This is a genomic window from Nocardia sp. BMG51109 (assembly GCF_000526215.1).
Lineage (GTDB): Bacteria > Actinomycetota > Actinomycetes > Mycobacteriales > Mycobacteriaceae > Nocardia.
Window position 1 is genome coordinate 4,784,788 of sequence record NZ_JAFQ01000004.1, and the last position, 23,532, is coordinate 4,808,319.

The window sequence follows — 23,532 nt, forward strand, 5'->3', positions numbered from 1 at the left end:
CGCGCTCGCCGCCCGCGCCGCGACGATCGGTGCCGGCTGCGCCGCTGTGAAATGTGAGGTGATCCGCTGCGGCCGTTTGGTCGCCGCGCGGCGGCTGGTCAGTGCTTCTTCGCGACCCCGGCGTAGGCGGCGAATCGTTCCGGGTTCGGGTCGATGGGGGTGGAGGTGTCGGGCCGCCATAGATGGACGTTGACGATACCCGGTTCGATGATCTCGAAATCGCCGAAGAAGTTGGTGATGTCGGCCTTGGATCGCCACTGCATGGGTTCGGGCGAGTTCTTGTTCCACACGCCGAGCAGTTCGCGTGCCTCGGCGGGCATCCAGTCGTGGGTGGCGTGCTCGATCGCGAGATAGCTGCCGGGTGCGGTGCGGTCCCGCAGCCGCGACACGATGTCGTGGGGGTGGTCGGCGTCGAAGACGAAGTGCAGGACGGCGACCACCAGCAGTCCGAGCGGACGATCGAAGTCGATCAGCCCGGTGAGCTGCGGGTCGTCGAGGAAGGTGCCGGGATCGCGGAGGTCGCCGAGTAAGGCTGTGACGTTTCGCTCGTCGGTCAGTAGTTGGTGCGCGTGGGTGACCGCGACGGGATCGTGGTCGACGTAGACGACCCGGACGTCCGGGTCGAGTGCGTGGGCGATCTCGTGCACGTTCCCGACTGTCGGGATACCCGAGCCGATGTCGAGGAATTGGGTGATTCCCTGCTCGACGAGGTGGCATACCGTCCGTTGCAGGAAGCCCCGGTTCTGCCGCATCACCTCGGGCAGGTCGGGTTTGACCGACAGCGCCTGCTCGGCGACCGCCCGATCGGCCGGGAAATTGTGTGAGCCGCCGAGGAAATAGTCGTACACGCGCGCGGCGCTGGGCCGGGTGATGTCGATCGTCGCGGGCGCCCACTGCGGGCGCTCCACCGTGCCGCCGCCGTCCATGGACCATCCTCCGCGATGTCGTTCTCTGTCGCCGAAGCCTACAACAGGCACACCGGGGCGGGGCCCTGCTTGCGGCCGGCGATGCTCCGCGAGAGGATGCGAGTGCGCAGCTCACCGGGCTACCGGAAGGACCGCTGTGGGCGACATGATGGCGGGCGAGTGGGTCCGCCGGGGGCATGGTGTGCGGTGTACTCAGTCGAGAGGGGGTTGTGTCGATATGCCGAACCGGCCGACGCCGTCACCGCATGCTCACCCCGTCGATACCGCGGCATTCGCAGCCGAGTGGGCACGGGTGATCGCCACCGGCTATATCGGGAAGCATCCGACCGAACTGGACCAGCAGCTCGCCGCCGCCACCGCGCGGCTCGCGGCCGAACTACACGCTCCCGACCCCGACGTCGCCGCCGCCGAAGCCGTCGGACGGCAGCTGGCGGTCACGCACCTCATCTCCGCCGCCGCGCTCGCCGGAACGGTCGAGCTGATCATCGGCAGGTTCGAAGAACGGATCGGGTGCGTCCGGTTCGACTGTCAACCCGCCGGCGACCGGCGGGCCCGCCTGGCCCGCCTGCTCGGCGGACTGGTCGCGGGTCATTCCGAAGCCCTGCGCAGTCGGGTGCAGAGTGAACAGGCCCGCATCCACGGCGCGGTCGACGAGGCCCGCCACCGGATGATGCAGGCCTACCAGGCCAGCGAGACCCGCTTCCGCACACTGTTCTCGACCACGCCGGTGGGGATAGTCATCACGACCATCGACGGCCGGATCATCGACACCAACCCAGCCCTCACCCACATGCTCGGACGAACGCATCGCGACCTGCGTGGGCGATCGCTCGCATCGGCCGGCCTGCCGCACGATTGGCCCCTGCCCTCACACCGCGCCTCCGGTGGCGACCGCGTGCGTTTCGAATACCCCTGCCAACGCGCCGACGGCAGCATCCTGTGGGCCGACGTCGCCGCATCCGAGCTGCTCGACAATCACTCCGAACCGTCGGTCGTCTATTTCATCGACGACGTCACCCAGATCCGCACAGCCCGTCAGCGCCTGGAACACCAAGCCACCCACGACCCACTGACCGGACTGATGAACCGCGGATCCGTCCTCGACCAGCTGTCCACCGCGATGGCAGACAGCGACCGGCCCTCCCTGACGGTGCTCTACGTGGACCTGGACAACTTCAAGGCCGTCAACGACACCCACGGCCACCACACCGGCGACACCGTGCTGTGCGTGGTCGCCGAACGCCTGCGTGCAGCCACACGCCACGACGACGTGGTCGGCCGCCTCGGCGGTGACGAATTCCTGATTCTGCTGACCGGGCCCGCCGACCACACCGACCAGCTCACCCGGCTCCGCCACACCTTGAACACACCGGCCACCGTGAACGGGCACCCCATCGACATCGCCGCCAGCATCGGAACCGCCACAACACGACACGGCGACCCCCGCACCCCCGAAGACATCCTGCACGCCGCCGACATCGCCATGTACCGCGCCAAAGCCACCAGCAGAGACCGAATCACCCGCTCCAAAGACAACGGCTGCATACACCACAGACCGCGCCCGCTCTTCCCCTGAGGTTCCCTCCGAGTGGTGGGCAGGGGATCACGCAGCTTTTTCGGCGACTGTCGGGGCTGTTCGTAACGGACGGGACTGATCATCCCGATCGCGGAGCGCCGTCGGCAATTATCGAACCAGTTGATCCAATTGTCAGCCGCGGCAACCAGTTCCGCCAAGTCGTCGACGCGGTGAAATCCGTGACAGGCACCGACTTCCCGATCACCACCGGACCCCGGCGGCCGGGCGACGCGATCGTGAGTGTGGCCTCCAGCGACAAGGCACACCGGATGCTCGGCTGGGAGCCACAGCGAACCGACCTCGCCGAGATCATCAGTGACGCATGGGAATTCCACCAGACCCGAACTGCTCGCACACTGCGCCGACCTCGAAGCCCAGCTATAGCTCTACGCATCAGTGATCCAGCTGCTCACACTGGAGAAGAACGCTGCCGAACACCAGCCCCCGGTCGCCGACCTCGATGCTGGGCGGCGGCGCCGCAGCCAGCGAACGGTCACCGGACCCTGTTGAACGACCCATGGCTGCATTGGATGAGTCGTCCCGGGCTCGGACGATCACCATCTCCGGGTTGTCGAAAACCTCCGGCGTCGCCGACTGGCGACTCGGCTACGCCGCCGCCCCCGCCCACTTGGCCGTCGGCATCGCCAATGCCGTCGACCTGCTCGCTGTCTGCGCACCGACCCCCTTGCAGGACATCGCCATCACAGCGCTGGACCTCCCGGCCCCCTACTACGACGCCATGCGCGCCGATCTCGGACACCGCAAAGACGTCGTCGCCACACTGTTTTCACGCTTGGGGCTCACCCCGAACAGCCGGACGGCGCTTACTACCTACTCATCGACTGCTCGGCGATGAACGTGGCCAGCGGTCGCCACGCCGCCGACATCCTGCTCCACCAGCACCATCTGGCCACCATCCCCGGCGACGTGTCCCACCACCACCCCCGTTGCGGCCCTACGTCCGCGCATGCTTCGGTATCAACGATGCCGATATCCGGACACTCGAATCCATGGCAGAGGAGGTGCCGTGCTCTCACAATTTCTCGGCTTCGTCGCCGTCTCGATCCTCATCATCGTGATACCCGGCCCCGACCTCACCCTGGTGCTGAAGAACGCCGCCCTCGCCGGCCGCCGCGGCGCGGCCGCCACCGCAATCGGCATCATGACCGGCAACGCGGCGCTCGCCGCAGCCGCCGTCTCCGGCCTCACTGCCCTGCTGGCCGCCTCCGCACCGCTCTACCTCGCCTTGCGCATCGCCGGCGCCGCCTACCTGATCTACCTCGGAATCAGCGCAATCCGCGAGTTCTTCGCCCATCGCCATAGCCCCCGCCCAGCCACCTACAACGACACCCACGTCGAACCCGTTGCTCGCCACGATCACTCATGGCGCACGGCCTTCCGGCAAGGTCTGCTGTCGAACCTGCTCAACCCCAAGGTCGCCGCCTTCTACCTCTCGCTGTTCCCCCAGTTCGACCTCACACCGCTCGGTGCCCTCGCACAACACACCCTGCTCGCCGCGACCTTCTGGATCCTCGCCCTCGCCTGGTACAGCGCCGTGGTCACTCTGCTCGCTAAACTTGAACAACTCCTGCAGCGAACCAACACCCGCCGCACAATCTCCGGCCTCTCCGGAATCGCCCTGATCGGCCTCGGCGGAGCACTTCTCGCCCGAGACTAACGCCCACCGAGGCGACCGCATCGTCGTCGTCACATTTCCCGGCAACACCCGGATCAGGCTGCCCTCAGCTCCACCGACCTGTTACGACAGGCCGGAGGCGGCGGTCTCTCACCTACTGCCGGGCGCGGTCGAGCCTGCCCAGCACCGCGGTCTCAGTGCCGGTGTCACGGGCAAGAGCCTGGGTGACGTGCAAGGCATGGTCGTGGTCTCCGCAGATTGTCACGGTCACAGGGCGACTCTCCGGATCGCTCCACTGCTCCGCGGGAAACAGATGAAATGCTTTGACCACATGTGCGCCCGGGGCGAGCGCGGCCACGTGTTGCGCACCCGACCTACCGCCGGAGTGGTCAGCAGACCGATGCCATGAGCCACCGACCGGGATGCTGTGTCGCCGACCGATATCAACGAGCATGGCATCGGACGTCGAGCCTGCACACTTCGGTGGCGAGGCTGTGCCCGCACGGCCGGCGATTGTTCGAGGTAGCCCAGCGTGTCCTCCGTTGCCGCGGCGAGCCGAGCAGCCGACTCGATCGCGAAGAAGTCGTTCTCGGTGCTGATTCTCGAGTACAGGTGGAACGCGCTGAGCGGCTCGGCGGGAGGTTCGTCGAGAACCTGGACGAGTGGCGGCACGACGTCGTCAGCGGGTGGAACAAGACGTATCGGATCGGTCCGGTCCCGTGGTGCTGTGCGAAGGCCACGCCGAGGAGGTCGTTGTACCGTCCTGTTACGAACATCGTGTGCACGCCGTTGTAGTTCCGGGCACACTGTAGGTCGTCCCAGTCGATCGGGGTGTCGTTGCCGGGCCCGGCAACGTTGACGACCACCGGGTGATCCGACTTCTCCAACGCGGGCACGAGTCCGTAGCTGATCAGTACACGACTGAGGTAGAACAGCGCGAAGTTGTGCTCGAATCCCTCCGGGGTCTGCCGCCGGTAGGTCTGAAAGTAGCGGGCGCACAGAATCACACCGTCGATGACGGCGTAGCTTTCGGTCAGCGCACGGACGACACGCTGAGTGTCGGACACCAGACTGAGGTCCGCGGGCAGGAAGTCTGCGCTGCCCGTCGAATCGTGTGCTTCGCGGGCGAGGCGGGCCGCCTCGGCGGGGTCGGTTCCGATGACGACGACGTGGTCGCCGCGCCGGAACAGGGTTCGGGCCACCGCGGCACCGATGCCGTCGGTGCCGCCGGTGATCACGTACGTCCGGGGCATGATCGTCTCCGTGTAAGGCTGTGGGGCGCAGGACATTTCCATGAGATCGGGCCGGATCACCGGGGTTCGGACACGGCTGCGGCGTCGGGTGCCGGCGTGGGATGCGGGACCGGCCTGCCGGGCAGCATCCTGGCGGTGAGGGCGATGACCACGCCCGCGCCGGTCATCCACCAGAACGTGGTGCGGAAGGGGGCGTCGGTCGATGTCGAGTCGGTGCCGGCTTGCAGGATCAGGGTGAGCAGCGTGATTAAATTCCGGCGGTCGGTGAACATCTCGGTCTCCACGGCCGTCGACTCTCGGGTGGTGCGATAGAGAGGACGGGTCGCCCTTTCTCGGCATTATTCAATGACGTTGGTCAGTGTGTCGGGGCGCGGGGGCCGGGTCCTTACCGATTTGCGCACTCAACTTGTCTGTTCGCGCAGCAGGGCGTGGTGTCGGTAGTCGCTGGGCGATGCCTCGAAGGCCCGGCGGAAGACGCGGCTGAAATGGGCCGGGTCGGTGAACCCCCATCGGGCGGCGATCGACTGGATGGGCCGGCCGCGTAGGCGTGGATCGGCCAGATCGCGGCGGCATCGTTCCAAGCGGTGCAGGCGGATCCAGGCGGCCGGGGTCGTGCCGTCGGCCGCGAACAGTTTTTGCAGGGTGCGCAGGGATATGTGGTGCGCCGCCGCGATCGTCGTCGGTGTCAAGGTGGGGTCGCCGAGTCTGTGCTCGATGTAGTCGTTGATCTGCAATCGCAGCGCCTGTCGACGCGACTCGGGGTCCAGTGTGTCCGCTGTATCCGAGTGGGCGGCGAGCACTGCCGACAGCAAATCTACGGTGACGGAGGTGAGCGTGGAGGTGTCAGCGGCGGTGAACTCCGTCGCCCGCGTGATCAGATCGGACGACCAGCGGGCGAAAACGGCGCCCATACCGTGGCGTGCGCCGAAAGTCGTGCCCGTGAGGCGATCGATCGTCTTGGCCGGCAGCGGTAGCAGAGATCGGGAGATCTGCACGGTGATCGTCCGATCCGCGGGCCCACAGGTTCGCCAACCCTCGAACGGGCGAGAGGTGTTGAACACCGAGAGGTCACCGGCGCCCATGGTGGCCTCCTTGCCATCCTGGAGAACAGCACCGGCACCGTCGAGTACCACATTGACCTGGTATGCCTCCGGATCGGACCGCCGGATGAGCTTCGGTGCCCGCTGTACATGCAGCGACGGGTATGTCATCTGCGCGACCTGCATACCGTCCCAAGTCACCGTTCGTGTCGAAGCGGGAAAGCCCGCGCCAGAGGTACTGCGCACCCGAGTGGGAACAAGGTCTTGATCCATTAAATCCAGCCAGCACTCGAGCTGGTCCTCAGCCGACAGCCCTTCCGTACTGAACTCTGTCACAAGCATCGCGTTGCACCCCCGAATCACCCACGCCAAGTATGACGCAGGATATGCCGGCATGTCGACAACCCACATAGTGGAGATCTGAGGGCTGCATCGACCGGCCGCTCGGCCCGTCGACCACGGTGGCTTCGGACGAGTAGCCGTTCGAAATGGTCGGCGCGGTGACGTCACCGAAACGGTGTAATGCGCAAATGGACAACCGCAGTGCGTGAAAAAACAAGGATCATCCGATGTCGCCCCGGCACACTGTGACGGACAGGGTTTCCGAAAGGGGAAGTCCCATGGGACACAGAAACGAGATTGCCGACCTGTGGCGTGCCGCATCGGGCCAAGGGCTGAAATTCGGAAAGGAAGCGGCGCAGAAGCGGGCGAATGCGACCGCTACGGCCATCGATCAGTTGAAGCTGATCAAGGCAGAGACAGACAATCTCACGGTGACCGGAGCGTTCGGGCCACTGCAATCCGGTAAGGATTTGGAGAGGCTGTTCAATTCCAAATGTGACGAATTGCGGCGCATGATCGGTCGGAATATCGAAAGTTTGGAGGCGATGGTGGACAGCCTGCTGGCCGCGGGCCGCATCCATGCCGAAGCCGAGGCCGGATCGACCAAGGGATTCAGAGATCTCCTGAAAAAGGGCCCCGTCGCGTATGACCGGTACGACGTCGACCTGCGAGGCGGGCAGACCTTCACGATCCCCAGATTCGGCAACCAACCCTCGAACAAGTCCTATCGCATGGAGGGTTCGCCACCGGTGGCAACCGAGCGAGACACGCGGCCGCGGACGAACAACTTCTACCAGGCGCCGATCGGATCCGCAGGTGGTCGCAAAGGAGTTCCGCCACCACTTATCGAGGCTGGTATCGACCCGTCGCAGATCGACAGACTGGCACGGGAGATAAATGTCGCGCCGGGCACCGAAAGCGCCGCTCGATGGTCGATGCTATCGCGGGCAGTGGGGAAAACATTCGAAATAATGTCCAGTGAAGACTGGAATGACGACGACTGGCAGGGCCGTGGCGCCGACCAAGCGCGAGCCGCCGCGGCGGCTTTCAGAAAGCAATCCCACACCCTGACAACCGCGATGCACGATGTGAGCGACAATCTCAAGTATGCGGTGAAAGTCATGTGGCAGACCCGGGATTTCATGCAGGGCTGTCTGCCGGCGACGGCCGAGGTGGCTCTCTACCCGGGTGAGGATTATCCAGAGCGGTCGAAGCGGGCCCACGAGCAGGTGAACGAGGCGAATAGGCTTTTCGCCGCGGTGTACGTCCCGGGTGTCAAAGGTGCGGCGGCGCAGATGCCGATCCTGGACGGTGCGGTCCCGACGAAATCCGGCGCTCCGGAGCCGAGTCCCGGTGGTCCCGGTGGTCCCGCTGGAGGAGGTCCCGGTGGTCCCGCTGGAGGAGGTCCCGGTGGTCCTGCCGGTGGAGGTCCCGGTGGTCCCGCTGGAACCGGTCCGGCGGGTTCGGGGCTCGGCCCTGGTCCCGGTCTCGACAACCGCCACGGCGCGCCGTCTCGACCTGACACCGGGCAGCTGACCCCGCAGGCGAGTACGCCAGGGGCGGCGCAGGCGGCGCAGGCCGCGCAGCAAGCGATGCAGGCCGGTCAACGGGCGCTCGAGGAAGCCACCAAAGCCGGGCCGCCGCCCACGTCGACCCAGGTGCCCGGCGGACTCGCTCCGACAGGCGCCGGTGCGCGGACAGGACAGTCGTCGAGCGGTGCCCGAGGCGGCGGCCCTGCCGCGAACGCCACCAAACCCGAAGCCCGCGCACAGAATCCGCAATCGCGAATGTTTCCGCGCGCAAGCGTCACGGGAGCCCCCGCAGCGCCGACACCGCGAGCAGGTCTCGCATCGTCAGGGCCGGGAGCCGGTACTCCGGGCGGTGGGGGCTCACCGGGCCAAGGCGCCGGACAAGGACAGAACAAGGGCCACGAGCGCCTGAAGGACCTGACCAACCGCGCGAACGCAGATGACGCGATCGGCGCGCCGAGACATGTTGCCATACCGGTGATCGAGCAATGAGCCGACGGTGGCGATTCTCGGATGTGGAGTTGGTCGGCCTCTGGGAATCCGAGCGGGAAGGTGCCCTGCCGTGGCCGTTCGCGGCCCTCGCCAGAATTCCGTACTACGACGACTACGAGCAGGCCAAACACGAGGCCCGGGCACGGATCCGCGCCGACTTCGGCCCCGTAATCCATGATGTGATCACAGCTTTGTCCAGGCCGGATATCCGGATCGCGGTGTTCGGCTGGGATGACCGGGACCGGGGCAATCCCGAGGCGATGGTTCGACTGCTCGGCGTCCGCGCGGCAGGCGCGGGGTTCGTGGTGAAACAACTACCGGGCGAGAGCATCTGGCACAGCGGCGGTTACGTCGTCATCGAGTGCACCGCAGTCGACCTGGCACGAACCGCCATCGGCGAATTGCCGCATGCGGAGCCGGGCACCGTCGAGGAAATCGTTCTCCCCACATACGGCGGCCGGGACGATGTCGACTACGAATATCGCCGATCAGTCGTCTCCGAGCCGCCGATCCACCACCGGTCCGAGGAATTTCTGCGCAGGCCGACTTCCCTGATAGGCCGGATCGACATCGTTCAGGGCCGATCACGGTTCGGTCCGCGCGGTATCACCCACCACAAGCTCGAATGGCGCGACGTGATCGATGACGGCCGCTATTCGATCACCACCGACAACGGCGACCCGATTGCCACACCCGTTGACGCCGACAGGTTCGCTGCCGTCATCAATTCCCGTGTTGCGCAGGTGGTCCGGGTGATCAAAGACGAACATGCGTGACGTCGGGGTGGATCGGCATGGCTGAGCTGCCCGGCTGGCTCACTTGGTTGGAGTGGGTGGCGGGATCGGAATGGCCCGACGGTGATCCGGACCGGATGTGGAACGGGGTCGCGCAACCGTGGCGTGAGGCCGCGGAGGGCCTGCGGGAGATCTCCGACGACATCCTGGATGCCAAGGTGGCCTCGCTGAACGCCTATCCGTCGGGCGCGGGGATCGAGGAGATCACCAAGGCGTTCGATCAGCTGATGCACGGCAAGTCCTCCGTGGAGGAACTGGCCAAGAACTTCGATCTGATCGCGGAGTCGGCTTATCAGGTCGGCACGGAGATCGAGTACACCCAGCTGATGTTCATCACGTCGCTGGGGTTGCTGGCGGCGGAGATCGCGGCGGCGTGGATCTGGCCGCCGACCGCGCCCGCCGTGCAAGCCACGGCGATCGCGTTCACCCGGATCGGGTTGCGCATGCTCAGTGAGGCGTTGCAGCAAGCCGTGCGGCGGATCGTCACCAAGATGATCCCCTCGGCGACGTTGAAGTTCATGGCTAGGCATGTCGCCATCGATACGGCGCTGGGCCTGATGCAGGAGATCGGCATCCAGGCGTATCAGGTGGGCGCCGGGCACCGGAAGGGCGGAATCGACTGGGGGCAGGTCCTTGTCACCGGCGTCAGCTCGGCGGCCGGTGGCGCGGCGGCCGGTCCGCTCGGCGACAAGCTGGGTAATGCGCTGGGCAAGAAACTCGGTGATTCGCTGGGCGCCAAGGTGGCTGGCGGTGCGATTACCGGAACTACCGCGGGTCTGGCGGGGGCTGGTGCGGGGTATGTGGCCGCGACCGGGACCCAGCTGGCCCTCGATACCTACCACCACGGCTGGGATCAGGCGTGGGGAAACGCGAAATCTGCTGGGATCGATCCGCACATGTTTTCCGCTGGGGCTTCGAATGGGGCGATCAGTGGGGCGAACAAAGCTGGGGCGACGCATTTCTGGAATGGTCATAGCCCGGAACTGATGAATCGGCCGGGGTTTGGGGCTCAGTTGAACAATATGTTCGACGAGATGGGGGTTCCGGGTGGGGGTGATGGGAGTGCGCCTCGGGGGTCGGGGGAGTCGAACTTGCCTGGTGGGAAGGATGATTCGAGTAGTGAGGGTTCGGGGAAGGCCGGGGGGAGGAATGTTCAGCCGGCTGGGTCCAGTGGGCAGACGCCCGAAGGTGGGCAGGACAGTGCCCCGCAGGAGGGGGCGCAGTCGTCTGATAATGGTGCGGGGCAACAGGATTCTGTGGGTGGTGCGGGGCCCGGTCGTTCTGAGCGGGGGCCGGGTGAAGGTGGGTCGTCCGAGCAGGGGGATCGTGCGGCTGGGGGTGAGCAGGGGCCGGAGCGGTCCGGTGGGTCGTCTGATGTCGGTGATCGTCCGGGGGCGGACTCTGGTGCGGAGGATGGTGCGGGGCAGAAGGATTCGGGCGATTCCGGGGATTCTGGTGATAAGTCCGACGGTCGTGCGGGGGCGTCGTCGCAGCAGGCGGATGTCTCCGGTGGGGCTGAGGGTTCGCGTGTGGAGGCGGGGTCGGAGGGTTCCCGTGTCGAGGGTGGGTCGGAGAGTTCGCGTGTCGAGGGTGGTGCGGAGGATTCGCGTGTCGAGGGTGGGTCGGAAGGCTCGCGTGTTGAGGGTGGGGTGCAGGACGGTGTGTCGAAGGTCGGGGGCGAGGGTGTGCGGCCGGTCTCGGAATCGTCTGAGAGTGGGGGTAATTCGGTTGCGCCGGTTGCTTCGGGGGCTCCCGTTGCCGGTGCCGCACCGTCGGGTCCGGTCGCGGGTGCCGCGCCGTCGTCGGGTGTGGGTTCGCCTCCCGGTGGTGAAAGTCAGAGTGGTGGTTCGTCTTCCGCACGTGGGGCGAGTCCGGTGCGTGGGCCGGGTGACGTCACCGGTGGGGATCAGCGTGCACAGGGCGGGGCTCCGGAAGCGGGTAAGCCGGGCGGTGGTGAGCGTGGTTCCGGTGCGCCGCCGAAAGCCGGTGGTGCGGGGGAGAACGCGGGTCCGAATGGTCAGAACCGTTCCGGCGCAACGCCGGAGGGGGAGGGTCGTGCCGGTGTCTCCGGTTTGCCGCCGTACGGTGCGGGTCAGTCCGGGGTTCAGGCAACGTCCGGTGGATCGGAGGTTCCGCAGGCACCGAGACAGGACCCGGACGCAAGTGGAAAGGCCGAAGAGCCGGACGGTTCCGCCCAGTTCGTCGCCCCGGTGGCGGCTGGAGAAGCGCCGCCCCAGCCCGCCCGCAGCGCGGGTGGCGGTGGGAAGGAGCCACCGTCCAACCGTTCCAAGCCGGCCGGTTCCCCGGACGACCCGGGCGACGACGGTTCGGGCTCGAACCGCGACGACCCACAGGGCAAGGACCCCGTCGACGAGAACTCCGCCGCCAAGGATCCGGGCGATAAGGATCCGGGTGACAAGGACGCTGGTGACAAGGACACCGACAACAAGGACACCGACTACTACGAGCGGAGTCCCCTCGCGCCGACCTCCATCGAGGTGCCCGAGGGGTCGCGCGACATCACCATAGAGATCGACGGCGAGCAGGTCACGGTGCGCTGCGTTCCCGACGGCGACGGCGGCTGGAAACCCGCGCCCGACGAGGTCGCCGGATCGCCCGCTTCCCGGGATTTCGATGGGCCTGAACAGAAGTCGCGGCTGCGTCGGCTGTTGCGGAGCATCCGCGAATTCATCACACCGCGCGGATACGAGGGTGGGGCGGCCAAGTATCCGTCCGGGTCGCGGTGGGACTCGCGCGGCCAGGCGGCCATCAAGGACGGCATCGTCCATGCGCCCGATCTGTTGGATCCTCACCCGCCGTCCTCGACCCCGCCGACGTCTCCGACCCCGCCGGACGGGCCACAGGCAGGCCCCGGCAGCGACAGCGGTAGCGCGGAGGATCCGGTGGCGCGGATGCTGAAGGAAAGCGTCGTCGTCTGGAAGGGCCGGGAGTATCTGCCGTTCTTCGGGCAGTTGTCGTCGCGGATGATCCTGCACGCCGGAGACCATGTGCCGACGTACAACTCCGACGGCGTGGAGTACAAGTGGTGGCTGTCCGACGAAGATCTCGCCGAGGTGCACGCTCGGCTCCACCAGAGCCTCGACGAAGACCACTTCCGTCCGGAGGACGCCCTGGAGGATCTTCGCGACCTGTTGGAGCACCCGGACACGCGCCACCGGATCGATCCGGAACTGCGTCACAAGATCCTGCTCGACCTGGCGCGATTCGACACCGAGGCGGGCGACGAGGCCGTGCAGGCGATACTCGACCACTTCGACACGGTCACCGATCCCGCACTGCGACAGCAGATCATCAGGGATCTGAAAACCCACTATCTGATCGACACCGACCAGGTGAAGGCACTCGAGGAAGCGCCGATTCCGGATCCGCCGCCCGAGTCCGGACCCGATCCCGACCACGACGACGGGCCGCCACCGGACGACGAGACCTTGCAGGAGATGGCGGAGCGCCTGGGCTTCCGGCTCCCGGACGACGATCCGCGGGCCATCCGCGCCGCTCTCGCCGAACAGGAATACCGCTGCCTGCGTGCCGCGGCCGCGATCGAGGGGCTCGCCGACGCCGCGCGCCGCTATGCGGAGGAGGAGACCCGCCCCTACGTATTCCGCGACGCCGACGGCACAGAGAGACGGGTGACGGTTCCGATCGATATGGAGTCGGTCCCGCGCAGTTTCTTCGATGACAACCCGGCCGGTCACTTCCTCACCCAGTTCATGGCCGCCAGTGGCGACGGCATGGGCCTGCGGCAGACTCAGGAGGTCGGTAACGGCGCGGATCCGCTGCCGGAATGGACCAACGTCGGCGAGAACCCCGAATTCGGCCGCGACGACGGCACGCCCGGATGGTTCGAGCACGCGCTACGGCGGGACCAGCTGGCCGACGAATTGCAGTCGTGGCGACAGATGTTCGGCCTCGGCTTGGACGAGGTCATCGGGCGCAACCCCGACGGCACGCCGGTGCTGGACGGGACGCTGGCCCGATTGCGAGAGGAGAACGACGCCCGCGCCGAGCGGCTCGCCGAACTCATGGAGGCGGCCGAGGCGGAGCTGCCGCCGGAGCAGCCGCCCGTCGGGGAGACACTCGACGACCAGGCCGCCCGGATTCCCGTCGGCGAGGGCGATCCCGACCGGCTGGTGGTGATCGACGGGCCGCGCGATCGTGACGAGGTGCTCGCGGACGTGCTTGCCGCAGACCGCGATCTCGCCGATGCCGTCAACAACGGCGAAGTCGTCGTCGACTACCGGCAGGTGCGCGACGAGGACGGGCATATCCACCTCGACCGGGTCGACACCCCGGAGGTTCGGCACCACCGCGGCACCATCGACGACGGCGAACTCGTCGCGACGATGGTGCGGCACGGTGACGGCGAGTGGCGCGCGGTCCCGCACTCCATCGATCCGAGCCCCGCGGACGGCGGCATCGCCCGGCCTCGGTCCCCGCAGGAAATGCTGGGCGACCTGGTGGACGTGGCGCGCGACCTCGGGCTCACCCCCGAGGATCTGACGCGCATGCTGGAGAGTCCGCAGGCTCTGGAGCGCGCCATCGCAGATCTGAAGCTGGACAATGCGGTGCGGGCGGGGCAGCTCGAGGCGCTCAGCGATTTCGCGCGCTCGATGAACGACATTCAGGACTTCTACGACCTGCTGTCCAACAACGGCAAGGGCCGGTCTCCGCTGGCGCAGCTGCTCGGCCTGTCGGAGGAGGAGCTGACCGCCGAGGCGGTGGCCGACCGGATCACCGACCCGGAGCAGCGGAATGCGGTGCGCCGCCAGCAGTTGCAGGCACTTACCGATTACGCGGCACTGGTGCGCCGGGTCGGCCAACCGGCTGTCGACGTCGCCCGTGACCGGTTCGTGCGGCGGCTGCTGGGCGAAGACACCGATCTCACCGAGTTGTCGCCCGAGAGACCCGAGATATCCCCCAAGGGGCCGGTCGACTGGCTCCCCGTCGAGCACGGCCTGGACCCGAAGAAACTGTTCAATCTGGTTCTCGACCAACACCTTCGACGCAACACCGAGCAGGTGCGCGCCGCATTCGAGGAGTTCGCCGGCGCATTGCTCGAGGCCGATCCGTACTCGCACGGGGCCGACGGCAATCGAGTTCCGGCCGACCCGCGGGGCGCCGACACCGAAGCCCCCGTGCACGACACCGAGGCACTGCCGGGCCTGCGCGACGTCATCGCCGACGCCGTGGGATCCGCGGATCCGCGGGAGTTCGGCCGGGCCGTCGCCGAGGCGGCCGCCCGGGTGGCGGCCGAAGACGGTGTGTCCTGGAACGATTCGGATCCGCGCCTCGAACCCGCCGGCGACTGGTCGCGACTGGTCGGCGTCGATGTGGCCGACGCCGATCCGGAGACGCAGGCAAAGGTCTACGAGGCGTACCGGGACGGCCGCATCGATAAGCACGAGGGTCCGGAGGATCTCCCGGCCGCGGTCGAGGAGTTGCGCGAGGAAGTCCGGCAGCGGCAGGACCGGATCAACCGGCTGGCCGCCCTCGCGGAGGAATTGCGGCGGAACCGTGCCGTGGGCGCGGGCGACGAACCCGGCAAGCCCTCCGCCCCGCCCGACGGCCCACCCCCCGCGTCCCCCCGAGTCCAGGGTGATGCGCCACCTCTCGAGGGCACACCGCCTGAAAGTTCCACGCCCCCTGAGACTTCACCCTCGCCTGACGGTGCGCCGCCGCCCGAAGGAACGCCGCCGCCTGAGAGCGCGCCGCCCACTGAGGGGGCGGTGCCGCGCGGGGAGGTCACCTCGTCTGCGGGAGCGGCGCCTGCCGAGGGGGCGGTGCCGCGCGCGGAGACCACTGTTCCCGAGAGTTCGGCACCGTCTGACGTGGCGAGAGATGGTGGAGTGCAGCGGGATTCGGCTGCGAGGGTGAATCCGTTCGACGCGGCGCTGGAACGGGCCGTGGCGCAGGCGAAGGAGGCATCGTGGCGCAATGAGGAGCAGGCGGCGCGGCAGCACGAGGAACTCATGCGCCGGGTGCGGGAGTCGCAGGGGGAGCAGGCGGCCCAAGCGATCCGGGACGCGGCGCGACACGAGATCGACGAGCTGAACGATGCTTTCCGCCGTAACGAGGCGGAGGCGGAGCGGCAGCACCAGCGGCTGATGGACGAGGTCGAGCGGTTGCGCGCTTCCGACGTCGAGGCGAACGATTCTGAGCGGCAGCAGGATCCGTTCCTGACCCGCGAGGAGATCGAGGCGGAGTTCCGACGCCGGAACGAGGAATTGGAGCAGGATTTCCAGGATCTCCAGGACTGGCTCGCACAATTTCGCCGGGGCCTGTTCGGTGATCCGGATGGGCGAGGCGATCGCGGCGACGATCCGCCGGACGCCGTGCCCGCGGATGGGCCACGCCCGGAACCCGACCGGCCGGGCGGAGGCGCCGGGCGGCTGCCCGCCGACGGATCCACCTCGGACACAGGAGATTCCAAGAATGCGAGATCGGACGCGATAGCGGGCGAGATGTCGCCGACCGATGGTGACAGCGGGGCCGACGGCCGCTCCCGGATCGATGACGATTGGCTGCCGCTGGACCCCGACGGCGTCGCCGAACGCCTGCGCGACGAGTTCGGGGTGGACTTCCTCGACTACGACGGCGTCGACCCGGACGTGGCCCGCGAGATCGGCCGCTCGGTCGAGGAAATGTTCACCCGATTCCCGAGATCCGAGTATCCGCAGATGGACCTGCGGCTGATCCGGATCGGTGAGCTGGCGGAGGGGCAATTCGCCAAGACCACGGCGATTCCACGGCCCCACGACAATACCCAGCAGTACTCCGTGATGACCGTCAACCGGACTATTGCCACGGACCTGGCCAAATTCCACCGCTCGGTCGATCTCAATATCGGCGACGGCCGCTTCCATCGGAGCTTCGCCGAGCGTCCGGTACGCGCCATGATCCTGCACGAGATGGGCCATGTGCTGGATAACGCCGGGTCGAAGATGACCCGGGTGCGTTTGGGGGGCGATCCCCCGATGGACCTGCTGCGGGTCTACGTTCGCAAGAATCCGAGCGCGGACGTTCTCGAATTCGAGGAGTGGTTGAAGCAGCTGAGCGGCTACAGCTTCACCGACCCGGCGACGAAGACGGACTTCCGGCCCGGCGAGGGACTCGCAGAGGGTTTCGCCGAGGTCATGCTGTGGGGGGACCGGGCGAGCGAGCCCGCCCACGCACTGTACGACCTGCTGGAGGCGGCCGCCCGCAACGCCCCGCCCATCGCCCCCGACCCCGGTGCCGACCCCGATTCGAACGTATCCCGGCAGCCCGAATCCGACTATGCACACGGCCGTTTCGACGACGGTGCGCGTGATCGGAACGGTGACGAGTGGGCGCGCCCTACGCCCGAGGAGATCGCCGAGATCCTCGCGGAGTGGCACGGCCTGGACGTCTCCGGATTCGACCAGGACGGCGTCAACGCGGAGATCGTGCGCGACATCGCCCGCGCCACGGACCGGATGCTCGGCAAGCACCGGCAGACCGATCCGCGGAGCGTGGGCATCGGCGAGGTCGAGCCGCTCGCCGGCGCGCGCAGCGGCACCGATGCGATGGACGGCCCACTGCCGCACGAGGATTCGCCCGGCGGCGAGGAAGTGAGTAGGGAGCGGCAGGCGCGGGAGTACGCGCACCGTGCCGCCCACGATCCCGAGACCCAGGCCGATGGCTGGCTCGCCCACGTTCCGGATCCGAATTTCGTTCAGGTCTGGGAGTTGTTGTCGCACACCGAGGTCGGTCGTGAGGCCGCCGATGTGCTGCGTGAGGCGGAAGCGTCGGTGCGGTTCTCCGAACTCGGGAAGGCTCCGGCCGAGGTCGATTCGTTCAACGGCCGGACGATGGACATTCTGATCGCCACCGACGGCCGGACGCATGCGGAGCAGGCGGCCGCGGTGGTGCGGGCGGCCGAGCGGGTTCGCGCGATTGTCTCGGGTGATGTCGAGGTGACTCCGGCGCGGATCGCGGCGATGGATCGGTCGGATCACCTTGCGGCGCATGATCGTATCGAGGCGGCGGCCTTCGGCCGGAAGGCCGAGTTCGAGCAGCAGCTGCGTGATGCCGGGTTCGGGATCGACCGTCCGTTCGGGCTGAGTCCCGCCCAGCTCTCTTATCGTGACGAGATGCGGGGCGTGTATCGCGACGCCTACAACGCCGCCGTGGACCAGGCGCGGAATTCCGGGGTGAACCTGTCCGCGGAGTCGCTGCGCGGTCTCGGCCGGGAGGCCGGGACGAACGCGCTGCTGGTCAACGGGGACTTCGACGCCTTCGGCCGCCCGGGTGCGACGACCGACGAGCGCGAAGCGCCCGGCCGGGAGTGGGACGCCGCTCACGATCCCGCACCGCCGCAGGGCGCCGCACCGCCGGCATGGCCGGAATATGTTCCGCACTCGGCGGATTCGGCCCAGCAGGTGCAGAGGCTGGTGCGCGAGCACGCCGCCGCGACCCGCCGGTTACGCGCCGTGGAGGAGAGCTTCGATCGTGCGTTCGACGGCGTGACGCAAATCCTCAACATGCTGTCGGGCGGAGTGCAGGGGCCCGCCTTTACCGGGACGCGGGCCGAGCAGTTGGAGCAGATGCGGCAGCGCGACCCGAATCCGGACCACAGCCGGAGGCCCGATCGGCTCCTCATGGAGGACCTGATTCCGCGGCACGCCGAGATCGCCGGTCGTCGCGAGGCCATCGAGCGTGAGATCGCCGAACGAGTAGGGCTGGATCTGCTCGACACGTTGGCAGCGGATCTCGGGGCCCCGGTGCTGCACACCGAACTGGGGCCCGCCGATCTGGTCCGGATCACCATCGACGAGTCGGGGGTCGTGCGGCTGGTTCATGTCTCGGACGACGCGGCCGCCGGGATACCCGACAACGAACCGGCCGCGGCGGCGAAGGGTGATTCGACACCGCGGTCCGGGCCGACACTTGCCGATTGGGCCGCGGACCAATGGAATGGCTTGCGGTTGCCGCCGGGTAGTTCGACCCAGAGTCCGCTCCGTGGGAGCCCCGTCGGCCGGTGGGCGGTGTCGTTCCTGGATCGTCTGGGCATCGATATCCGGTTCAGCGGTGAGCCCGAGGTTACGTCCGCGCTCGGCTACGACCCGGCCACCGGCTCCGTCCGCCTGTCCACCTACGGCGCGCCGGAGTTTCGGATGGGCGATCTGATCCGCGCCGCCGTGATGGCGGATCTGGCTGGTGAGCAGCGTGGTTGGCCGCAGGAGCGGTCGATTCTGGATCGCGCGGGCTATGTCGATCGGATGTTGGATCGGCAGGCTGAGGCGCATGCGCTGGCGTTCGAGGATATCCGGCAGGCGCGTGGTCGTGACGGTGGGCGGGATAAGTATCGGGATCCGCTGGAGGTCGCGTATCTCGACGCTCACCGGGACGCGTTGCGGGCCGCTGAGCGGATGTTCGGTGACAGCGACGCCGTGCATCCGTGGACGCATGAGGCGGCGGCTTTCCGTGCTGGTGTGCGTGCTGTCCGGGCTCGGCTGCATGATCTGGGGCCGACCGTGGACGGTGGCAATCCGGCCACGTTCTATGCCGCGGAATGGGATCGGGCGCACGGGATTCCGCCGTCCAACGAGGTGCCGCCGCAACCCCTCGACATTCGGGCGGTGCGTGCCGAGCCCGCCTACGACTTCGCCGACGAGGTGCCGCCGCCGCGTCCGGTCGACAGCCCGGCGCTGCGCGGCGAGCGGGCGCACGATTTCGCCGACGAGATCGAAACGATCCGTGTGATGCGGGAGGCGGGGACGCCGGCGCCGGTCGGTCCCGCCGAGCGTGTGTACGGCAATGCCTACGACAAGGCATACCGCAAGGCGGTGCGGGCGGCGGAGCGCTCGGCCGACGCACCCCCGCCGGAACAGGTGGCCTACGAGGCGGGGCGAAAGGCGTTGCGCCGCTACATCGACAAGGTCGGGCTGAACCGCGCCGAGATCGCCTTCGACGTGGTCCGGGCCGCGATCGACGGCCCGCACCGGCGCTGGGGTAGTCCGCCCGAGATCCGTGAGACCGATACTTCTCTCGAAACACTCACTGCGGCAAAGAAATCAACGTACAAGTGGACTCCGGAGCAGCTGTCGGAGGTGGCTCGTACCGCGCTGGATAGGGAACTGGATCGCACGTCCGCGGGGGAGCGGCTGACCGATAATGTCGCGCTGCTGCCTTCCCGGGCGATGGATCCGCGGCCGAGGCTGCTGGTGATCGCCGAGGCGGGCGGGCATCTGGACGCGTTGCGGCGGCTGGCCGAGCAGCGGCCGGAGTACATCGACGCGTTGTGGGACGGTGCGCATCGCCTCGAGTACCGGTCGATGGTCGTGGGCGAGAACGGGCTGCTGACATTCGTCGACACCGATCGGCGCACGGCCGAGGGCCAGTACCGCATGCCCGAATTCGGTGAGGCCACGACCCAGATGCTGGCGCACTACCTGCGGTATCGCAGCGAGGGCCTCACCGATCTGGGATACGACGCGTGGCTGGCGCAACTCGGTCCCTACGCCTTCGACACCCCGGCAAGGTCCCGGTTCGATCGGTCGCCCAGCGGGCTCGTCGGCGACTTCGTGGATATCGGTTTCGAACAGGCGCGTAACGATCCCACTCTGGGTGAGCCGCATCCGGCGCATGTGGCCGAACAGCTGAAGATGCGCCGCATCCCGACGACCTCGACCGACGGGCTGACGCCGCGCGACACGCTCCGCTACGATCTGCACACGTTCCAGGTCGGCGGGGTCGACCTGTCGGTGTGGCTCGAGCGTGACGGGAGCGGCGGATGGCGGGTACCCGCGCCGACGCCGTGGGGCGATGCGGGCGACGTGCTGTCGCGGTACCTGGAGGGTATGTCGGATGCGGATCCGCAGCGGCTGGTGAACCGGATCGCGGAGACGCTGCGCGACGGCACCGCCGCCCTGGACCCCTCGGACGAGGCGGGCGGCGGCAGGCTGAAACGTATCGCCGACCGACTGCTCCGCCGAGACGAACCACCTTCCGACACCGGTGATTCCGGCAACGGTACGCCCCGGAATGGAGAGTCCGGGTACGAAACCCGGGACCGCGGAACGGATCCCGCGGAGGCCCCGGCCGTGCGAGACGTGGTGCACCGCGCCGGTTCCCCGGCTGTGCGGGATGGGGTGCACCGTACCGAGGCCCCGGCCACGCGAGATACGGTGCACCGCAACGACTCCCCGGACGATGCGTTCGTGCGTCCCGACGAGTCGCTGTCGAACCGGCAGCCGCCTACCGATGACGTGTGGTCGGCGCTGGATCGCGGCGGCATCGTGAATGAACTCGGGAAACGGTATCCGTGGCTCGAGATCCGTGGCTTCGACTCCGAGACGGACGTGGTGACGCTGCGGGAATACGCGCGGGCGGTCGACGAGATCCTCAGCCGGCATCCGCAGATCGACCTGCGTCGCGTCGAGATCGCCGACCTCGACGGCAACCGGCACGCGGAGGCGGCCTGGCGCAAGCGTACCGACGGCACCTACTACGCCGAATCCATCACGCTGGACCGGCATTTCGCTACGCACCCGGAGGAGTTGCGGGCGTCGAAGGAGCGTGCGGAGCGCACCGGATACTCGCCGCGCGGCGTGGCCGACCGGCCGGTGTACGCGACGATCGTGCACGAGCTGGGTCATGCGCTGGACTACGCGGGCGGTAAGTGGGCGCGGGATCTGGCCGAGGATGTGCTGCTGGCGCACTACAAGTCGACGCGGGGCCACGTCGACGCCGAGGAGTACCACGCCTGGCTGCGGCAGCTCAGCCGCTACAGCTTCCAGCGCGGCGCGCTGCGGGCGGGGGAGGCACTCGCGGACGCTTTCCTCGACGTCGCGCTGAACGGTCGTGACGCTTCGGAACCCGCCCGTGTGCTGCATGCGTTGCTGACCGGTGTGGCGCGGTTCGAGCACGGCGGATTCGGCCGAATCGTGCGGTCGCACACGGGAAACGACGCCGACACGCTGCGGGGTGTGGATGCGGCCGAGGGCCCGGAGCCCGACGGTACGCGGCCGCCCGCGGACGATGACGACGCAACCCGGTGGGCGAACGCGGAATACGACCGGCTCATGCAGCAGCGCCGAAACCTCGCGCGGGAGCTGGAATTCTGGCACGCCAAGCTGGAAGACCGGATCGATCGCAACCACAGCCAACCGGACGAGGAAACCCCTCGCCCTCGCGGCCCCATCCTCCGCTCGAACATCCCCCACCCGCCGCATGACGACGATCTTGAACTCCCCGAGGTAGAACCCAACACCCCCATAGACCCATGCCTCTCGTTCGCCCAACCTGAGGAACCTCCACACTCTCCGGAGCCTCCGCACCCCCCAAGACCCCCACACACGCCAGTGCCACCAGCACCTCCGGAGCCCGCCGAACCTGCCCGCCCGCCGGATCCTCCGAAACTCCCACAGCCGCCCGACCTTCCGCAGCCGCCTGAGCTGCCGGTGCCGCCTGAGCTGCCGCAGCCGCCCGAACTGCCGGTGCCGCCGGAATCGCCGACGTCTCCGTACCCGCCCCAGCCTCCGCAGGTTCCGGATTCCCCTGTGCCTCCGGGGCCGCCGGACACACCGGTGCCGCCGACCCAATCCAGCCCGCCGGGCGACTTCACGCTCCCCAGAACGCCCCGGGCCGTCCCTGAGGAGCCAGTAGCCGGGCAGCCGCCGATGCCTTCCGGGCAACAGCGGGATGAGCCGAGGACGCAGTGGCCGGTTCCTCCGGAGCAGAAGTGGTATTCTCCGCAACAGGGTCAGTCGGGCCAACACGGTGCGTCGGTGCATTCTGCCTGGTCGGGTTCGCCGCCGCCGGTGCCCTACGGTTCCGAGCAGTCTGCGCCCCAGGTTCCTTCCACGGATCACCGCTCAGCACAACATGTTTGGGGTGCGGGGCATCAGGTGACACAACCCACGACCCCAACGGCTCCGCCCTCGGGAACCGGATGGACGACTCCTCCGCCCCCGCCGTGGTCCCGTCCGGATTCGATGAGGCCATCCGGACCGCCCGGCGCCCCGGCCATGGACAGAGGTAACGCTGCTCGTCGCCGGATGTTCACCACCACGCCGAAGCAGGCGAATGCGCAGATCACAGTGCAGGCTTACGGTGGATTCGGGGAGTACGCCCGGTTCGACCCGGCCACCGGCAGGCTGGAGGCGGTCGCGGCGGTGATGCAGGCGCCGGGTGGGGTCTACGGCGAGTTGGGTGGTGTGTCCGTGGTGTTCTATCGGAACGTCGACGGGCTGGCGTTGCGGGTGGGTGACCGGCTGCTGGACCTCGAGCCTGCCTCGGTGTCGGTGGTCTGGGAAGTGTTGGGGGAGAACCTGACTCGGTTCATGGTGGTGGTCGGCGGGGCCGTCGCCTGTGAGCTGCGGTATCGCGCGATGTCGCCCGGATACGACATCGGGCTGCTGATTCGCGACGTCTGCGCCGACCCGGACCGCCGCGCGCGAATCTTCGGCCGGTGACGGCGCGAGACATTCGAAGAAGGGAGAGACGATGCGCAACGAAGACTCGAGAGACGACGAACTGCGCCGCAATTCGAGCGGGCATCGAGCAGATGAACCGCCGGTGAGACGGTAAGGAGTCGACGTGCGCATGAACCACCCCACCGAGGACGAACTGCGCGGCAGCTTCGAGGAGGAACTCGCCTCGGTGCGCGCGGGACGCGGCCTGGCCTCGGATTCCGGTCTGGACGGGCAGACCGAGGCGGCCCTGTGGGAGATCGCCCGCGCCTACCCGAACATCCCCGACTCCCTGGTGGAGTCCGCGCGCCGCGCCTTCGCCGGCCAGCTCGACGGCACGAACGCGCAGGAGCGGGAGGCGCGGCTGAAGCGAATGTTCGAGCAGGTCAAGCGGGAAGCGGCGAACGAAGACATCGGCACCCGAACGGCTTCCCGGGCCCGAACCCAGGGCGATTTTCCGCGGCCGGGCGGTCCGTTGCGGTGAACGGCG

General features: G+C 67.9%; 12 protein-coding genes and 1 pseudogene. 7 read left to right on the top strand and 6 right to left on the bottom strand.

The features are described from left to right. Positions 1-98: 98 nt before the first annotated feature. Positions 99-926, bottom strand: a complete 828-nt coding sequence (locus tag D892_RS0122980; protein WP_232236142.1) for an SAM-dependent methyltransferase — start codon at positions 924-926, stop codon at positions 99-101. Between the two features lie 217 nt (positions 927-1,143). On the opposite strand from D892_RS0122980, the gene D892_RS41970 reads away from it, so the two are divergent. Further along, positions 1,144-2,502, top strand: coding sequence for a diguanylate cyclase domain-containing protein (locus D892_RS41970; RefSeq protein WP_024803482.1), 1,359 nt, complete (start codon positions 1,144-1,146; stop codon positions 2,500-2,502). Positions 2,503-2,570: 68 nt separating this feature from the next. Here the strand turns inward: D892_RS41970 and D892_RS49690 are convergent. After that, positions 2,571-2,837, bottom strand: a pseudogene (locus D892_RS49690) (hypothetical protein); the annotation flags it as partial. Between the two features lie 58 nt (positions 2,838-2,895). Beyond that, the gene (locus tag D892_RS49220; RefSeq protein WP_255360244.1) at positions 2,896-3,021 is read right to left on the bottom strand and encodes a hypothetical protein; all 126 of its coding nucleotides are present in this window, start codon (positions 3,019-3,021) and stop codon (positions 2,896-2,898) included. Between D892_RS49220 and D892_RS0122990 the strand changes: the two genes are divergently transcribed. Then, positions 3,020-3,358, top strand: coding sequence for an aminotransferase class I/II-fold pyridoxal phosphate-dependent enzyme (locus D892_RS0122990; protein WP_024803483.1), 339 nt, complete (start codon positions 3,020-3,022; stop codon positions 3,356-3,358). The genes D892_RS49220 and D892_RS0122990 overlap by 2 nt on opposite strands. A 171-nt stretch (positions 3,359-3,529) precedes the next feature. Then, positions 3,530-4,180: a LysE family translocator gene (locus D892_RS0122995; protein WP_024803484.1), complete on the top strand. Its 651-nt coding sequence runs from the start codon at positions 3,530-3,532 to the stop codon at positions 4,178-4,180. Positions 4,181-4,581: 401 nt separating this feature from the next. Here D892_RS0122995 and D892_RS41980 read toward each other — a convergent pair whose 3' ends face one another. From D892_RS41980 to D892_RS0123015, 3 genes are all read right to left on the bottom strand, one after another. Further along, entirely contained in the window at positions 4,582-5,391 is an 810-nt protein-coding gene (locus D892_RS41980; RefSeq protein WP_198036970.1) for an SDR family NAD(P)-dependent oxidoreductase, read from the bottom strand. A gap of 56 nt (positions 5,392-5,447) precedes the next feature. Beyond that, positions 5,448-5,675 carry a hypothetical protein gene (locus tag D892_RS47880; RefSeq protein ID WP_024803485.1) on the bottom strand — a complete coding sequence of 76 codons (228 nt, stop codon included), beginning with the start codon at positions 5,673-5,675 and terminating at the stop codon, positions 5,448-5,450. A 117-nt stretch (positions 5,676-5,792) separates the two neighbouring features. Continuing rightward, the gene (locus D892_RS0123015) at positions 5,793-6,773 is read right to left on the bottom strand and encodes a helix-turn-helix domain-containing protein (RefSeq protein ID WP_024803486.1); all 981 of its coding nucleotides are present in this window, start codon (positions 6,771-6,773) and stop codon (positions 5,793-5,795) included. Between the two features lie 278 nt (positions 6,774-7,051). Here D892_RS0123015 and D892_RS46965 point away from each other — a divergent pair, with 278 nt between their 5' ends. The 4 genes from D892_RS46965 to D892_RS47885 all read left to right on the top strand — a co-directional run bounded on the left by D892_RS46965 (position 7,052) and on the right by D892_RS47885 (position 23,526). Then, positions 7,052-8,794 carry a hypothetical protein gene (locus tag D892_RS46965; protein ID WP_156959645.1) on the top strand — a complete coding sequence of 581 codons (1,743 nt, stop codon included), beginning with the start codon at positions 7,052-7,054 and terminating at the stop codon, positions 8,792-8,794. Continuing rightward, a complete protein-coding gene (locus tag D892_RS0123025; RefSeq protein ID WP_024803488.1) occupies positions 8,791-9,570 on the top strand; it encodes an ESX secretion-associated protein EspG in 780 nt (259 codons plus the stop codon). Before D892_RS46965 ends, D892_RS0123025 begins: the two co-directional genes overlap by 4 nt. Positions 9,571-9,587: 17 nt before the next feature. Beyond that, the gene (locus D892_RS0123040; protein WP_084161189.1) at positions 9,588-23,045 is read left to right on the top strand and encodes a hypothetical protein; all 13,458 of its coding nucleotides are present in this window, start codon (positions 9,588-9,590) and stop codon (positions 23,043-23,045) included. Positions 23,046-23,175: 130 nt separating this feature from the next. Further along, on the top strand, positions 23,176-23,526 hold the full coding sequence (locus D892_RS47885) for a hypothetical protein (RefSeq protein ID WP_063629970.1): 351 nt from the start codon (positions 23,176-23,178) through the stop codon (positions 23,524-23,526). Positions 23,527-23,532 lie beyond the last annotated feature (6 nt).

Excerpts from the sequence above, each read along its gene's own strand:
- D892_RS41970 (WP_024803482.1), top strand. The coding sequence starts at position 1,144 with ATGCCGAACCGGCCGACGCCGTCACCGCATGCTCACCCCGTCGATACC.
- D892_RS49220 (WP_255360244.1), bottom strand. The coding sequence starts at position 3,021 with ATGGGTCGTTCAACAGGGTCCGGTGACCGTTCGCTGGCTGCGGCGCCG.
- D892_RS0123015 (WP_024803486.1), bottom strand. The coding sequence starts at position 6,773 with ATGCTTGTGACAGAGTTCAGTACGGAAGGGCTGTCGGCTGAGGACCAG.
- D892_RS47885 (WP_063629970.1), top strand. The coding sequence starts at position 23,176 with ATGAACCACCCCACCGAGGACGAACTGCGCGGCAGCTTCGAGGAGGAA.
- D892_RS0123025 (WP_024803488.1), top strand. The coding sequence starts at position 8,791 with ATGAGCCGACGGTGGCGATTCTCGGATGTGGAGTTGGTCGGCCTCTGG.
- D892_RS0122980 (WP_232236142.1), bottom strand. The coding sequence starts at position 926 with ATGGACGGCGGCGGCACGGTGGAGCGCCCGCAGTGGGCGCCCGCGACG.
- D892_RS0123040 (WP_084161189.1), top strand. The coding sequence starts at position 9,588 with ATGGCTGAGCTGCCCGGCTGGCTCACTTGGTTGGAGTGGGTGGCGGGA.
- D892_RS0122990 (WP_024803483.1), top strand. The coding sequence starts at position 3,020 with ATGGCTGCATTGGATGAGTCGTCCCGGGCTCGGACGATCACCATCTCC.
- D892_RS41980 (WP_198036970.1), bottom strand. The coding sequence starts at position 5,391 with ATGCCCCGGACGTACGTGATCACCGGCGGCACCGACGGCATCGGTGCC.
- D892_RS46965 (WP_156959645.1), top strand. The coding sequence starts at position 7,052 with ATGGGACACAGAAACGAGATTGCCGACCTGTGGCGTGCCGCATCGGGC.